The organism is Rhodococcus sp. 2H158 (assembly GCF_053764755.1).
The window spans coordinates 18,306-32,949 of the sequence record NZ_JBSNCE010000033.1 but is presented as its reverse complement, the minus strand read 5'-3'; the positions used below and the strand labels follow the sequence as shown (position 1 = coordinate 32,949).

Sequence of the window (14,644 nt, the reverse complement as noted above, 5' to 3'; positions counted from 1 at the left end):
AGGGGACTATATGTGCCCCGCAGGTCGCACCTGGAGGACGCGATGGACGTCGCAGAGCCGAACCTCGAGTCGGACACCGGACGGTTCTTCACCACGGCCGGCGTCGACCCGGCCGACGAGGTGGACTGGCAGCGGCGCGACGCCCGCATCGTCCACCACGGCACCGGCGCGGTCGTGTTCGAGCAGCGCGACGTCGAGTTTCCCGCCGCCTGGTCGCAGATCGCCACCGACATCGTCACGCAGAAGTACTTCCGCGGCACCCTCGGCACCGAGGCGCGGGAACGCTCGCTGCGCGACGTCGTCGCCCGCATCGTGGACACGATCACCGCGTGGGGCGCGGCCGACGGTCACCTCGACGACCCGGAGGCCTTCGCCGCCGAGCTGACGTACCTGATCCTCACGCAGCGGGCGTCGTTCAACAGCCCCGTGTGGTTCAACATCGGGGTGCCCGACACCCCGCAGCAGGCCAGCGCGTGCTTCATCCTGTCGGTCGAGGACAGCATCGACTCGATCCTCGAGTGGTACCGCCAGGAAGCGGTGATCTTCAAGGGCGGGTCCGGGGCGGGCGTGAACCTGTCGCGCATTCGGTCGTCGACCGAACCGCTGGCGGGCGGGGGTACCGCGTCGGGTCCGGTGAGTTTCATGCGCGGCGCGGACGCGTCGGCGGGCACCATCAAGTCCGGCGGCAAGACGCGCCGGGCCGCGAAGATGGTGATCCTCGACGTCGACCATCCCGATATCGAGGAGTTCGTCGACTGCAAGGCGATCGAGGAACGCAAGGCGCGGGTGCTGGCCGCGGCCGGCTTCGACATGGGACTCGACGGTCGCGACATCCATTCGGTGCAGTACCAGAACGCCAACAACTCGGTGCGGGTGACCGACGAGTTCATGCAGGCCGTCGCCGACGGCGCCGAGTGGCCGCTGCGCGCGGTGACCACCGGGGCGACGGTGCGCACGGTGCCGGCCCGCGACCTGCTGCGCCGCATCGCGGCCGCCGCGTGGGAGTGCGCCGATCCGGGGCTGCAGTTCGACACCACCATCAACCGCTGGCACACCGCGGCCGCGACGGGCCGGATCAACGGTTCGAATCCGTGTTCGGAGTACATGCATCTGGACGACTCGGCGTGCAACCTGGCGAGCCTGAACCTGCTGACGTTCCTGCGCGACGACGGCACGTTCGACGTCGCCGGGTTCCGGCACGCCGTCGCGGTCGTGCTCACCGGCCAGGAGATCCTCGTCGGCCGCGCCGACTATCCCACCGACCGCATCGCGCGGACCTCGCGCCGGTTCCGGCAACTCGGTCTCGGCTACGCCAATCTCGGGGCCTTGTTGATGGCCCTGGGGCTGCCGTACGACAGCGACGCCGGACGGGCGTACGCCGCGGCGCTCACCGCGCTGATGACCGGGCACGCGTACGCGGTGTCGGCACGGCTCGCGCGCCGGCTCGGGCCGTTCGACGGATTCGCCGAGAACCGGGAGCACACCCTCGCGGTGCTGGCCCGTCATCGCGGTGCCGTCGACGACATCGACGAACAGGCCGCGCCCGCCGACGTTCTCGCCGCGGCGCGGGAGGACTGGGACACCGCGTGCGCCCTCGCCGCCGAACACGGGGTACGCAACAGCCAGGTGACGGTCCTCGCGCCGACCGGCACGATCGGCCTGGCCATGGACTGCGACACCACCGGCATCGAACCCGATCTGGCGCTGGTGAAGACGAAGAAGCTGGTGGGCGGCGGGACGCTGTCCATCGTCAATCGCACGGTGCCGCGGGCATTGTCGCGGCTCGGTTATCCCCCGGACAAGGTGGCCGAGCTGATCACCCACATCGACACGCACCGCACCGTCGTCGGCGCGCCGCAGTTGCGGCCCGAGCATCTGCCGGTGTTCGCGACGTCGATGGGAGACAACGTGATCGAGCCGCGCGGCCACGTCCTGATGATGGCCGCGGTGCAGCCGTTCCTGTCCGGCGCGATCTCGAAGACGGTCAACCTGCCGGAGTCGGCGACGGCGGCGGACATCGAGGCACTGTTTCTCGACGCGTGGCGGCTCGGCCTCAAGGCGATCGCGGTGTACCGCGACAACTGCAAACTGGGACAACCGTTGTCGGCCACGGCGGCCCCGGCCGCGGCGACGGCCGCGGCGGCCCCGGCGCCGCGGCGGGAACGGCTGCCCCGGCTGCGCCGATCACGCACCTTCGAGTTCCGCGTCGCGGACTGCAAGGGCTTCGTCACCGTCGGCCAGTACGACGACGGCCGTCCGGGCGAGATGTTCCTGCGGGTGGCCAAGCAGGGCTCGACCCTGGCCGGAATCATGGACGCGTTCTCGATGGCGGTCAGTTACGGCCTGCAGTACGGGGTTCCGTTGCGCACGTTCGTCAACGCGTTCACCAGCACGCGGTTCGAGCCGGCGGGCATCACCGACGATCCGGACCTTCGGATCGCGACGTCGATCCTGGACTACATCTTCCGGCGCCTGGCGGTGGAGTACCTCGACGCGGACGAGCGGGCCGAACTCGGCATCCGCACCGGTGCCGAGCGCAGCGCGCCCGTCCTCGACGACGCGGTGGCCGACACCCGGCAGGGCCGTGCGCGACGCAGCGACGCGCCGTACTGCATGCAGTGCGGGGTGCAGATGCAGCGCTCGGGTTCCTGCCACGCCTGTCCGTCGTGCGGCAGCACCAGCGGGTGCAGCTGACGAGGTCGCGGTTGCGCCGAGGGGGACGTTGTCGCGGCATCGCGCGGGTGGCGTCGACGAGAACCGCCCCCTCGCGGCCACGTCGGCCCTAGCCGGTGGCCTCCATCAGCGACAGCACATTTCCGTGGGGGTCGCGGAACCACGCGACCCGCATGCCCTCGGGCGACGTCCACGCGTCGTGTTCGTCCTGGGCCATGCCGTTGTACCGGATGAATTCGACGCCCTTGGCGCGCAGCGCGCCGACGGTCTCGTTCAGGTTCGGTACCCGCCACCCCAGCGCGGTGTAACCGGTATCGGCGCGGGACTGCACCAGTGTCACCCGCACGGGCGAGCCGCCGCCCGCGTCGAGAATCAGCGTGAAGTGGTCCCGGGACAGCTTCTCGAAGCCGAGGGTGTCGACGTAGAACATCTCCGAGATGTCGAGATCGGTACTGGGCAGGAAGCTCACGAGCTGACCGCGGATCGTCATGGGAACCACTGTGCGCCTCACCCCGCGGCCAGGCAAGGTTGCGGCAACCCGTGCGTGGCGGGTCCGGGGTACTAGCATCTGCTCGTATGAGCACCTCCGAGATCGCGACCGTCCTGGCCTGGCACGACGCTGTCAATTCCAACGACATCGAGACCCTGCTGGCGTTGTCGAGCGACGACATCGTGCTCCCCACCGGGGACGACGACGAGGACCAGGGCCTCGACGAACTGCGGGAGTGGGCGACGACGGCGGGCGTGACGTTCCGGCCCGGCCGGATGTTCGTGCACGAGGGGATCGTCGTGGTCGAGGAGACCGCCACGTGGGCGGCCGATCCGGAGCACCCGCGCAGTGAGGCGATCGCATTCCGGGTGGTGGGCGACCATGTCGTCTCGGTGTACCGGCACGACACCCTCGAGGAGGCGTTCGAGGCCACCCGCCTGAACGAGGGGGATCTCTACGAGGGATAGGCGACGTGCCGTGACCCCCGGCACATTCTAGCGATCGCTAAGGTAGCCTCCTCGTGGAATGATCCCAACGCACCCCGAGTGAGGTTCGACGAGTGTCCGCTGAAGCTGTTGAGAAGAAGGGTCCGCTCGCGGGTATCCGCGTCGTCGAGTTCGCGGGACTCGGCCCCGGCCCGCACGCCGCCACCCTGCTCGCCGACCTCGGCGCCGACGTTGTGTGCGTGCAGCGGCCGGGCCTGATCCCGCCCGCCGGTCACCGCGACCAGATCCAGCGCGGCCGCCGCGTCGTCGAGGCCAACCTGAAGGATCCCGAGCAGGTCGAGAAGGTCCTCGGGCTGATCGAGCGCGCCGACGTCCTCATCGAGGGCTTCCGTCCGGGCGTGACCGAGCGCATGGGCCTCGGCCCGGACGTCGCGCTGGCCCGCAACCCGCGCCTGGTCTACGGGCGGATGACCGGCTGGGGCCAGGAGGGCCCGCTCGCCCACGCCGCCGGCCACGACATCAACTACATCTCGCTGACGGGCGTGCTGCACGCCATCGGGCGCAAGGGTGAGCGGCCGGTGCCGCCGCTGAACATGGTCGGCGACTTCGGCGGCGGCTCGATGTTCCTGATCTTCGGCATCCTCTCCGCCCTCGTCGAGCGCCAGAGCTCCGGCAAGGGGCAGGTCGTCGACGCCGCCATGGTCGACGGCGCGCTGGCGCTCTCGCACATGATGTGGGCGTTCCGCGGCCGCGGCGTGTGGTCGGACGAGCGCGGTGTGAACCTCCTCGACACCGGCGCGCCGTTCTACGACGTGTACGAGACCGCCGACGGCAGGTACATGGCCGTCGGGTCCATCGAGCCGCAGTTCTACGCGCTGCTGCTGCAGGGCCTCGAGCTCGATCCGGCCGAGCTGCCGCAGCAGCTCGACACCTCGGCGTGGCCGCAGATGAAGAAGCTGTTCACCGAGAAGTTCCTGTCCAAGACCCGCGACGAGTGGGCCGCGATCTTCGACGGCACCGACGCGTGCGTCTCCCCCGTGCTCACGTTCGGCGAGGCCCCGGCCAACCCGCACATCGCGGCCCGCGGCTCACTGATCGAGCTCGACGGCGTCACCCAGCACGCCCCCGCGCCCCGGTTCTCCCGTACCCCGGCGGGCCCGCCGGCCCCGCCGGCCGGCGAGGCCACCGACGTCGACTCCGTCTGGCGCTAGGCAGCGGAGCTGCCGGTGTGTCCTTTGGGTTGCCCTGGCGACCCAAAGGACACACCGGCGCCGGAGGCGCCTACAGGAGGTGCACGGCGCCCGTGTCGACCGCTTCCTGCAGGAACGCCGGGGACACGTCCGGGCGACCGGCGCGGCCCCTGCCCGCGGTGAGCTCGTCCGCGAGCCGGCGCGCGACGTCGAGCACGAGCGGGCCGCCGTCGGGCAGGAACCGGAGCAGACCCGCCTGTTCGCACCGCGCGGCGACGGAGGCCAGCAGGGTCGCCGCTTCCTCGTCGTGCCCGGCCGCGGCCAGGCAGGCCACCTCGAGCCGCTCCGCGCGCAGCAGCCTGCGCTCCCGGCGGCTGCCGCGCAGCAGTTGCACCCACTCGCCGGCCCACCGGCACGCCAGCTCGGTGTTCTCCGGCGTGGGGTCGGCGAGCAGCCCCCGGATGGCCGTGGCCTCCTCGAGCTGCGCGGTCCACGCCGCCGTGCCGTGGTCGGGGCGCGGCCGCGTCCCGTAGGCGACCGGCTGCTGCCGCGGCGCCGCCGGCAGCGGCCCGAGACCGAGCCGGACGCGTTCGTTCTCGACGGCCGCCGCGAGCCGCTCCAGGTTCATGGCGGCGGCCGCGCGGGCGCCGTCCGCCAGTCGCGACACCACCGCCTCGCGGTCGCCGCGCACGGCCTTGAGCCGGGCACCGACGACGTACCGCGAGATCTTGAAATCCACGACCCCGCCCTCCGAGCCGAGGGCGAAGCCGTCGTCGAGCAGCCGCTCGGCCTCGTCGAGCTCGCCCCGCTCGTAGAGCAGCTCACCGAGGATCGACCCGGCCAGCACCGCGGCCGACGAGTGCCGGCCGCTGCCGCGCCGCGCCGCGCGCAGTCCCGCGCGGAAATGCTCCTCGGCCCCGGCGACGTCGAGCTGTTCGATCGCGGCCAGCCCCAGCAGGGCGCGGGCGTGCATGGTGTTGTAGGGGCCCTCGTTGAGTTCGTGGTACGGCTGCGCCACCTGCTGCAGCCGAACCACCTCGTCGTAGTCGGCCCGGTAGACCGCGGCGAACGTGGCGACGTTGAGCCCGGACGAGATCACCAGCGGCGGCAGCGTGGCGGCGCGGGCCAGGCAGTGCTCGACGAGATCGTCGGCGCGCTCCAGGCGGTCGCAGCGCAGGGCGACGATGCTGCGCACGACCTCCACCTCGACGGCGATGTCGGCCGCCTCCTCGGCGTTCACACCGTCGGCCGCGACCGCCGCCTCGACCACGTCCAGCGCGTGCAGCGCCGGCGCCGAGCGGTGCAGCAGGATGTTCCCCCAGGCGATCGACAGCTGCAGGCGGATCCGGCCCGCCACGGCGCGGCGCGGCAGCTTGGCGACGAGCCCGAGCAGCGTGGTGGCGTGCCCGTGCTCGATCATCCGGCGCCCGTTCTTCTCGACGAGGTCGACGGCGCGGTCCTCGTCGCCCGCGGCGAGGGCGTGGTCGACCGCCTCGCCGACCATCGCATGGCCCTCGTACCACTCGGACGCGGTCCGGTGCAGGGCCGGGACGCGCTCGGGGTGCTCACGTTCGAGCCGCTGCCGGAGGAACTCGGCGAACAACGGCTGATATCCGAACCAGCGGCCGTCCTCGTCGATCCGGTGCAGGAACAGGTCCCGGTCCTCGAGGTCCTCGAGCAGGGCCTGACCACGTTCGTGCCCGGTGAGCGCGGTGGCGAGGCTGCCGCAGATGCGTTCGGTCACCGCGGTGGTGAGCAGGAACTCGACGTCGTCCGGGGGCAGCGACTCGAGCACGTTCTCGGCGAGGAAGTCGCCGATCGCCCGGTGCCGGCCGGACAGGTGGGAGATCAGTTCCCCGGGGTCGTCGCGTCCGCGCAGCGACACCGCCGCGAGCTGCAACGCGGCCGCCCACCCGTCGGTGGCGGCGGTCAGGTCGGCGACCTCGTCGTCGTCGAGGTCCAGGCCGGCGAGGTCGACGAGGAAGGTCCGCGCCTCGGACTCGTCGAATCGCAATGCCTCGTAGTCTATTTCGACGAGCTCGTCGCGCACCCGCATCCGGCTCGTCGGCAGTCCCGCGCGGGTCCGGCCGACCACCACGAGCTGCATGTGGTGGCAGCCGTTGTCGAGCAGGAAGGCCATCGCGGCGATCGTCGCGGGGTCGTCGACCCGATGCCAGTCGTCGATGATGACGACGAGTCGTTCACCGGCGCTGTGGATCTCGTCGATGAGCGAGGTGAGCACGTAACGTTCGGCCTCGTCGCCGTGTTCGTCGAGCACCTGGCCGAGCTCGCGGGCCAGCGAGGGCCGCACCTGTCGGATCGACTCGACGAGGTGGGCAAGGAACCACACCACGTTGTTGTCGTCGTGGTCAACGTTGAGCCAGGCGACGGGCACGTTCCTCTCGGTGAGCATGTAGCGCCACTGCAGGGCCAGCATGGTCTTGCCGAATCCCGGCGGCGAGTGGATGACGGTCAGTTTCCGGCGCTGCTCCGTGTCGAGGACGGCGAGCAGGCGCCGTCGCGGCACGAGCCGGCGTGGGGTCGACGGCGGCCGGAACCGGGTCGCCGGCACCGGCGGGGTGGTGGCGCGCACGCCGGACCGGTAGGTGCTCCGGCGCTCCGCCACGGACGGCGACGGAGGGTGACCAGGCTCCGAGCCCGGCTCGAGTTCCCCGGCTACCGGCAGCTCGTCCACCGGCAGACCCTCGTCGGCCTGCACCTCGCGCAGCAGCTCCCCGAGCTCGGCGGCGGTCGCGGGCCGGGCCTGCGGGTCCACCGACATGGAACGCTCGATCGCCGAGGACAATCCGTCCGGGACGCCCTGCTCGCGCAGGTCCGGAACGGGCTGGGTGGTCACCCGCACGAACTGCGTCACGACCCGCTCGCCGCTGCGCCGTTCGAATGCCGCGTGCCCGGTCAGCGCGCAGAACAGCGTGGCGCCGAGGCTGTAGACGTCCGATGCGGGGGTGGGCACGCGGCCGCTGAGCACCTCCGGGGCCGTGAACGCCGGCGACCCGGTCACCTCACCCGTCACCGTCTCGAAGCCCCCGCTGATGCGGGCGATCCCGAAGTCCGTCAGCTGCGGCTCGCCGAACTCGGTGAGCAGGATGTTGGCCGGCTTGACGTCGCGGTGCAGGATGCCGACGCGGTGGCCGGTCTCGAGGGCGCCGGCCAGCTTGATGCCGATCCGCACCACCTCGGCCCACGGGAGGGGCCCGGAGCGGCGCAGCTGCGCGTCGAGCGAGTCGCGCGGGTGGTACTGCATCACGAGGTACGGGCGCCCGGATTCGGTGGTGCCGACCTGCAGGACGTTGACGATGTTCGGATGCCCGGACAGCCGTCCCATGGCCCGCTGCTCGCGCAGGAAACGCTCGAGGTTGTCGGTGTCCATGTGGGAGGTGAGGACCTTCACCGCGACCGGGCGGTCGAGCGCGGTCTCGTAGCAGCGGTAGACGACACCGAATCCGCCGCGCCCGATCTCCCGCGCGTCGTCGAATCCGGCGGCGGCGAGTTCGGCAGCGAGGTCGAACCCGATGTCGCGCTGCGTCGCGTACGGATCCTTTTCGGCCACAGTCGCTCTCGCATCCGTCCGAAGTGGCGGCTCGCGGACGGCCACAACGGCGTGACCGCCCGTGCGTACCCCCCGAGCATAACGCCGCGGACCGGTTCCCGGGCCCCGTCCGGCCACCCCCGAATCAGACCACGAGGTGTGGTTCGGCGAGGTCCCGGCCGCGGGCGAGCGCGTCGTACGCCGACGCCACGGACGCCACCGCCCGGCGCACCTCGTCGACCTCCCGCGCGTACGGCAGCCGGAGGAATCGCTCGAACGCGCCCTCCACACCGAACCGCGGTCCGGCGGCGAGGACCACGCCGTGATTCGGGGCGGTCGCCGCGAGGGCCGTCGACACCGGCGTAGGCATCCGCACCCACAGCGACATCCCGCCCGGTCCGACCGTGTACTGCCAGTCGGGCAGGTGTTCGCCGAGCGCGTCGAGCATCGTCGCCCGCCGGCGGCGCAGCTGTCCGCGCCGCCGCTCGAGCAGGTCCTCGACGTCGCCGAGCAGGTGCGCCGCGGCGAGCTGCTCCATCACCGGCGTGCCGAGGTCGACGGCGGAGCGTGCCCCCACGAGCCGCGTGATCAGGGACCGGTCGGCACGGATCCAGCCCACCCGGAGCCCGCCCCACAGGGACTTTCCGGTGGATCCCACCGTCACGACGGACCGGTCCGCGCCGTACGAGGCGACGGCGGGGGGCGGTGGGGTGTCCAGCCACAGGTCCACCATCGTCTCGTCCACGACGAGCGTCATGCGGGTCTCCTGGGCGATCCGGACGAGTTCGGCCCGGCCCTGCGCGCCCATGCACAGCCCGGTGGGGCTGTGGAAGTCCGGGATCAGGAACGCCATTCGCGCCGCCGTCTGCCGCGCGGCGCTGCGCAGGCCCTCGAGGTCCCAGCCGGCGTCGGCGCCGCCCTCGGGCCGCACCGGCACCACGACCGGCCGCGCCCCGTGCCGCCGGATCGCCTCGAGCGCATTGGGATACGTGGGATGGTCGACGATCACGCGGTCGCCGGCGTCGGTGAGCACGCCGAGCAGCAGGCGCAGCGCGTGCTGCGCGCCGGAGGTGACCATGATCTGGTCCGCGTCCGTGGGCAGGCCACGGTCCCGGTAGCGCCGCGCGATGACCTCGCGCAGCGGGGCCACGCCGATCGGCTCCATGCCGTGCGAGTCGAGGTAGGCCGGCACCGAGCGCAACGCGGCCGCGTAGGCGGACTCGATCTCGGCGGCGGGCGCGGGCATGGACGCGTAGCTCAGGTCCACGGTCTCGGGCGCCCGGGCAGGTCCGGGGCCGCCCGTCCGCGCCGGGGCGGCGGTCCGGCCCGACGGCAGCGCGACGGTGCTGCGCGCGCCCTGCCGGCTGCGCAGGTAGCCGGCCTCGCGCAGCGCCGTGTACGCGGAGGTGATGGTGGTGCGGCTCAGGGCCAGCGCGGCGGCGAGCTCGCGTTCGCTGGGCAGCGCGACCCCCAGCGGGACGCGACCGTCGTGCACCAGCAGGCGGATTCCGTCCGCGAGGGCCCGGTACGCGGGCCGCCGATCGGCGGTGTCCTGCCAGTTGCCGAGGTCGCGGGCCAGGGAGCCGGCTCCGATCGCACGCGTTATCACCAGTCCAGTATCGCAGTCCAGTCGGTGAAGTGGTCGCCTGTCCCCGGGCCAGTCCATACTGACGACGTGACCACCCTCGGCTACACCCTCTTCGACACCGCCGTCGGCACGTGCGGGCTCGTGTGGTCCGCAGCCGGCATCGTCGGCCTGCAACTGCCCGAGACCGCACCCGAGCCGACGCGCGACGAACTGCTCGACCGGTTCCCGGGCGCGGTCGAGCGCCCGGCCCCGGCCGCGGTGCAGCCCGTGATCGAGGCCGTCGCCGCGCATCTCGCCGGCGCCCCGGACGACCTGCGCTGGGTTCCGGTCGACTATCAGAACGTGTCCGAATTCGACACCGCGGTCTACGAGTTCGCACGCACGGTCGGCCCCGGGACGGTGGCGACCTACGGCGAGGTGGCCACCCGGATCGGCCGGCCGTCCGGTGCGCAGGCCGTCGGACAGGCCTTGGGACGCAACCCCGTTCCGCTGGTCGTGCCGTGCCACCGGATCCTCGCCGCGGGCGGCGGCATCGGCGGCTTCTCCGCACCCGGAAGCACCGTCACGAAGCGGGAGCTGCTCGCGCTCGAGCACGCCCCCGGCTTCGACGATCCGACCCTGTTCTGACGGGCAGCCGCAGCGGGTTTCAGCCCAGGATGTCGCGCCGCACGATCGTCTGGTCGCGGCCCGGGCCGACGCCGATGCACGACATGCGCGCGCCCGAAAGCTCCTCGAGCCGCAGCACGTAGTTCTGTGCGTTCTTCGGCAGGTCCTCGAAGGTGCGGGCGTCGGAGATGTCCTCCCACCAGCCGGGCATCTCCTCGTAGATCGGCGTGGCGTGGTGGATGTCGGTCTGCGTCATCGGCATTTCGTCGACGCGGACCCCGTCCACCTCGTAGCCGACGCAGATCGGCACGGTCTCGAGGCTCGACAGCACGTCGAGCTTGGTGAGGAAGTAGTCGGTGATGCCGTTGACGCGGGTCGCATAGCGGGCGATCACGGCGTCGAACCAACCGCAGCGCCGGGCCCGGCCGGTGGTGACGCCGACCTCGCCGCCGGTCTTGGCCAGGTAGGCGCCGTGCTCGTCGAACAGTTCGGTCGGGAACGGGCCCGAACCGACGCGGGTGGTGTAGGCCTTGAGAATGCCGAGCACCGTGCCGATCCGGTTGGGGCCGATGCCCGACCCGACCGACGCGCCGCCGGCCGTGGGGTTCGACGACGTCACGTACGGGTAGGTGCCGTGGTCCACGTCGAGCAGCGTGCCCTGCGAGCCCTCGAGCAGCACCGTCTCGCCGGCCTCGAGGGCCTGGTTCAGGCGCAGCCGGGTGTCGGCGATGCGATGCTTGAAGCCCTCCGCCTGGCCGAGCACCTCGTCGACGACCTGCTGCGGGTCGAGGGCCTTGCGGTTGTAGATCTTCGACAGCACCTGGTTCTTGAACTCCAGGGCGGCCTCGACCTTGTGCGTGAGGATCTTCTCGTCGAGGACGTCGGCGACGCGGACGCCCACGCGGGCGATCTTGTCCTGGTAGCACGGGCCGATGCCGCGGCCGGTGGTGCCGATCTTCTTGGCGCCGAGGAAGCGTTCGGTGACCTTGTCGATGGCCACGTGGTACGGCATGATCAGGTGCGCGTCGGCGCTGAGCAGCAGGTTCGTGGTGTCGACCCCGCGGTTCTCGAGACCGGCCAGCTCGTCGAGCAGCACGCCCGGGTCCACGACCACGCCGTTGCCGATCACGTTGGTGACGCCGGGAGTGAGGATGCCGGAAGGGATCAGGTGCAGCGCGAAATTCTCCCCGTTGGGGAGGACGACGGTATGGCCGGCGTTGTTGCCCCCCTGGTAGCGCACCACCCACTGCACCCGGCCACCGAGCAGATCGGTGGCCTTGCCCTTGCCCTCGTCGCCCCACTGGGCGCCGATCAGGACGATTGCCGGCATTTCGCTGTCTCCTAGGGTGTCGACGTGCGGGCGCCCTCCGCCTGCAGGGTTCTGCCGTCACAGAACAGAAGCCGGGGGGACAGTCTAGCGGACCACGCCCGCGGCGCTGCCTCCGGCGTCCGCCGGCCGCCGTCCCGTCTGTGACGGGGACCGAGAATCCGCCCGACTCACCGTGCCACGTTCGGGCGCCCGGCGGCGGGGCCCGTCGTGACTAGAGTGAACGGAGCATCGTCGGCCGCGAGAGGAGTGCTCTTGACCCCCGTTGTGCTCAAGTGCGGTGACGCCCCGCTGCCGTTGACATTGACGTCCCTGACCACGTTGACCGCCCCCGTGCTTCCCGGCAAGGACGACTTCGAGGATGTGTTCGCGCATCTCGAGTCGGTCGAGGATCCCCGGCTCGTGGTGGTGGGCGGGGATGCCGCCTTCGCCGCGGCGCTGACCCGGATGATGCGCACGGAGCGGCTCGGCATCGAACTGGCCTACGTGCCCGAGCGGCGCACCCCGGCCGCCGAGGCCTACGGACTGCGGTTCGGGTCCAAGGCCGCGACCGTCGCCCTGCAGGGCGTCGCCCGGCCGGTGCCGCTCATCCGCGACGACGCCGGCATCGCCCTCGTCGGGCGCGCCCTCGTCGAGGGCGAGGTCGGCGAACTCGTCGGCGAGGCGTACGTGGACGACACCCGCCTGTTCAGCGGGGTCGCCCCGGGCGTGCGGATCGAGCCGATCCCCGACATGCCGGGACTGCGGGCCGCGATCGACCGGCCGCGCTGGTTCGGCGGCTACCGCTGGGTGACCGGACGCGCCGTCCAGCTCGGCTCGCCCGGCGCCCTGCTCACCCGCGACGGGGTGGCCAACCCCCGGGCGGTGAAGCGGTCCACGTTCTACCGGCACGAGCACAAGTGGAAGCTGGTGCGCTGAGCCTTCCGCTCACGCCGCTGCACCACGAGAGCCGTACGCGCAGAACGCTTGTCGTCGTCGATCCGACGTCACGAATTGCACCGGGCCAGCGTCTCGCCGGCGACGCGGAGGGCGGCCCGCAACGACCGCGGGGCCACGACCTCGACCCCGCCGCCGAGGGCGAGGAGCTGGTCGAGCGCCACCTCCTCGGCCTCGAGCAGCAGGTCCACCCGAACCCGCCCGTCCGCGTCCGGCGGGCCCGGCTCGACGTCGGCGGCGTCGGCGCCCACCACGCGCGGCAGGCGCCGCCACGCGGCCGGGCTGAGGCGGACCGTGCACGCGAACGTGCGCAGGGCCCGGTCGAACTCCGCCGCGGACGCCGCCCAGTAGGCGGGCAGGTCGAATCCGCCGGGGCGGTGCGCGGGAGCGTCGAGCACGGTGGCGGACGCGATGCGCCCGACGCGGTAGGTGCGGACGTGACCGGTGTGGGCGGCGACGAGGTACCAGACCCCGGCCTTGGCGACGAGCCCGAGCGGGTCGAGGGTGCGGGCCACGGTCCGGGCGCCGCGCCGGTAGCGGATGTGCAGGCGACGCTCGTCGAACACGGCGGCCGCGACCGCCGGCAGGTGCGTGTTGTCGCCCGGTGCGGCGAACCAGCCGGGGACGTCGACGTGTACCCGGTCGCGCCAGGCCTGGGCGGCGCTGCGCAGGGTGACCGGCATGGACCCGAGCAGCTTGCCGCGTGCCGCCTCGAGCTCCACCCCGAGGTCGGCGGCGAGGGTGGGCACCCCCAGCAGCATCAGCGCGGCGCTCTCGTCGCTGGTGAGCCCGCTCAGCCGGGACTGCCACCCGTCGAGCAGGCGGATGCCCCCACCCGGCCCGCTCTCGGTCCACACCGGGACCCCCGCGGCGGACAGGGCACCGACGTCGCGGTACACGGTGCGCACCGACACGCCGAGGTCGTCCGCGAGTTGCCGCGCGGTCAGGCCCGCACTGCCCTGGAGCCGAAGCATCATCGCGAGCAGACGTGCCGATCGCATGCCCGCAGCCTACGCGGAAATCACTGACATCGGATGTCAGTGATACGAGTGCATGCTGGATCCATGACTACCTGGGACGAGTTCTCCGAGCAGGCACCGGATCTGGCGAAGGCGATCGCCGCACGACTGCAGGCACACAAGCATCACGTCCTGGCGACGGTGCGACGGGACGGGTCGCCCCGCGTCAGCGGGACGGAGGTCGAGATCGTCGGCGGCCGGCTGGTGCTCGGCTCGATGCCGGGCGCGAGGAAAGCGCGCGATCTGCAGCGCGATCCGCGCTACGCCCTGCATTCGAATCCCGGGCACCACTCGATGGCAGGGGGCGACGCGAAGGTCGCCGGCCGGGCCCGGGAGTTGCACGACGAGGAGAAGGCAGCCGTGCTCGCCGCCTACCCGGAGGAGGTGCCGCCGGGACCGATGCACGTGTTCGAACTCGGCCTGGCCGAGGCGGTGCTCACGTCGGTGGACGGGGAGCACCTGTACGTGGACCTGTGGCGGCCCGGTGCCGCGGTCGAGCGCTTCACCCGCTGACCGCCCGGAGTTGCCGTTCGACCCGCCGCGAGTGGCTCGCCGGTCGGCCCGGCACGCCGAGGGAGTTCGGCGCCCCGGGCTGTCGAGTTCAACCCGGGGCACCTTGGCCGGCCCGCATCCGGACTACGAGACGGCCCTGAACCGTTGTGCCCACTGACGCGCGGTCGAAACCTCCGGCCCCGAATACGTCCGCCCGCCGGGCATCCGTTCTCGTCGCCCCGTCGGGCGGGGTGTGGATCCCCGCCGAACGGGTACCCGCCCGTCTGCGGCCGGCCACAGCGCGTGGCCGGCCGCAGACGTTGTCAC

Annotated in this window: 11 protein-coding genes; 6 read left to right on the top strand and 5 right to left on the bottom strand. The window is 72.1% G+C overall.

Translation table 11 applies throughout. The features are described 5' to 3' along the window. Window positions 1–42 precede the first annotated feature (42 nt). Window positions 43–2,694: a vitamin B12-dependent ribonucleotide reductase gene (locus tag ACWPOB_RS24880; protein ID WP_455402453.1), complete on the top strand. Its 2,652-nt coding sequence runs from the start codon at window positions 43–45 to the stop codon at window positions 2,692–2,694. A gap of 88 nt (window positions 2,695–2,782) precedes the next feature. Here the strand turns inward: ACWPOB_RS24880 and ACWPOB_RS24875 are convergent, their stop codons facing one another. Next, window positions 2,783–3,163 (bottom strand): VOC family protein, encoded by a 381-nt coding sequence (locus ACWPOB_RS24875; protein WP_100058756.1) that lies wholly within the window; start codon window positions 3,161–3,163, stop codon window positions 2,783–2,785. 86 nt (window positions 3,164–3,249) lie between these two features. Here ACWPOB_RS24875 and ACWPOB_RS24870 point away from each other — a divergent pair, with 86 nt between their 5' ends. Beyond that, entirely contained in the window at window positions 3,250–3,630 is a 381-nt protein-coding gene (locus ACWPOB_RS24870; RefSeq protein WP_006945477.1) for a nuclear transport factor 2 family protein, read from the top strand. Between the two features lie 92 nt (window positions 3,631–3,722). Next, window positions 3,723–4,820 carry a CaiB/BaiF CoA transferase family protein gene (locus ACWPOB_RS24865; RefSeq protein ID WP_029545380.1) on the top strand — a complete coding sequence of 366 codons (1,098 nt, stop codon included), beginning with the start codon at window positions 3,723–3,725 and terminating at the stop codon, window positions 4,818–4,820. A gap of 70 nt (window positions 4,821–4,890) precedes the next feature. On the opposite strand, the gene ACWPOB_RS24860 is transcribed toward ACWPOB_RS24865, so the two are convergent. Both ACWPOB_RS24860 and yczR read right to left on the bottom strand, forming a co-directional pair. Continuing rightward, the gene (locus tag ACWPOB_RS24860) at window positions 4,891–8,370 is read right to left on the bottom strand and encodes a protein kinase domain-containing protein (RefSeq protein ID WP_455402452.1); all 3,480 of its coding nucleotides are present in this window, start codon (window positions 8,368–8,370) and stop codon (window positions 4,891–4,893) included. A gap of 124 nt (window positions 8,371–8,494) precedes the next feature. After that, on the bottom strand, window positions 8,495–9,958 hold the full coding sequence (gene yczR, locus ACWPOB_RS24855) for a MocR-like transcription factor YczR (protein ID WP_455402451.1): 1,464 nt from the start codon (window positions 9,956–9,958) through the stop codon (window positions 8,495–8,497). 66 nt (window positions 9,959–10,024) lie between these two features. Between yczR and ACWPOB_RS24850 the strand changes: the two genes are divergently transcribed. Then, a complete protein-coding gene (locus ACWPOB_RS24850; RefSeq protein ID WP_100058673.1) occupies window positions 10,025–10,564 on the top strand; it encodes a methylated-DNA--[protein]-cysteine S-methyltransferase in 540 nt (179 codons plus the stop codon). A 19-nt stretch (window positions 10,565–10,583) separates the two neighbouring features. Here ACWPOB_RS24850 and ACWPOB_RS24845 read toward each other — a convergent pair whose 3' ends face one another. After that, window positions 10,584–11,873 (bottom strand): adenylosuccinate synthase, encoded by a 1,290-nt coding sequence (locus ACWPOB_RS24845; protein WP_100058674.1) that lies wholly within the window; start codon window positions 11,871–11,873, stop codon window positions 10,584–10,586. Between the two features lie 264 nt (window positions 11,874–12,137). On the opposite strand from ACWPOB_RS24845, the gene ACWPOB_RS24840 reads away from it, so the two are divergent. Then, window positions 12,138–12,788 (top strand): hypothetical protein, encoded by a 651-nt coding sequence (locus ACWPOB_RS24840; protein WP_029545383.1) that lies wholly within the window; start codon window positions 12,138–12,140, stop codon window positions 12,786–12,788. A 68-nt stretch (window positions 12,789–12,856) separates the two neighbouring features. Here the strand turns inward: ACWPOB_RS24840 and ACWPOB_RS24835 are convergent, their stop codons facing one another. Further along, window positions 12,857–13,807 carry a helix-turn-helix transcriptional regulator gene (locus ACWPOB_RS24835; RefSeq protein WP_455402450.1) on the bottom strand — a complete coding sequence of 317 codons (951 nt, stop codon included), beginning with the start codon at window positions 13,805–13,807 and terminating at the stop codon, window positions 12,857–12,859. 63 nt (window positions 13,808–13,870) lie between these two features. On the opposite strand from ACWPOB_RS24835, the gene ACWPOB_RS24830 reads away from it, so the two are divergent. Further along, window positions 13,871–14,338: a pyridoxamine 5'-phosphate oxidase family protein gene (locus ACWPOB_RS24830; RefSeq protein ID WP_100058647.1), complete on the top strand. Its 468-nt coding sequence runs from the start codon at window positions 13,871–13,873 to the stop codon at window positions 14,336–14,338. Window positions 14,339–14,644: the final 306 nt, after the last annotated feature.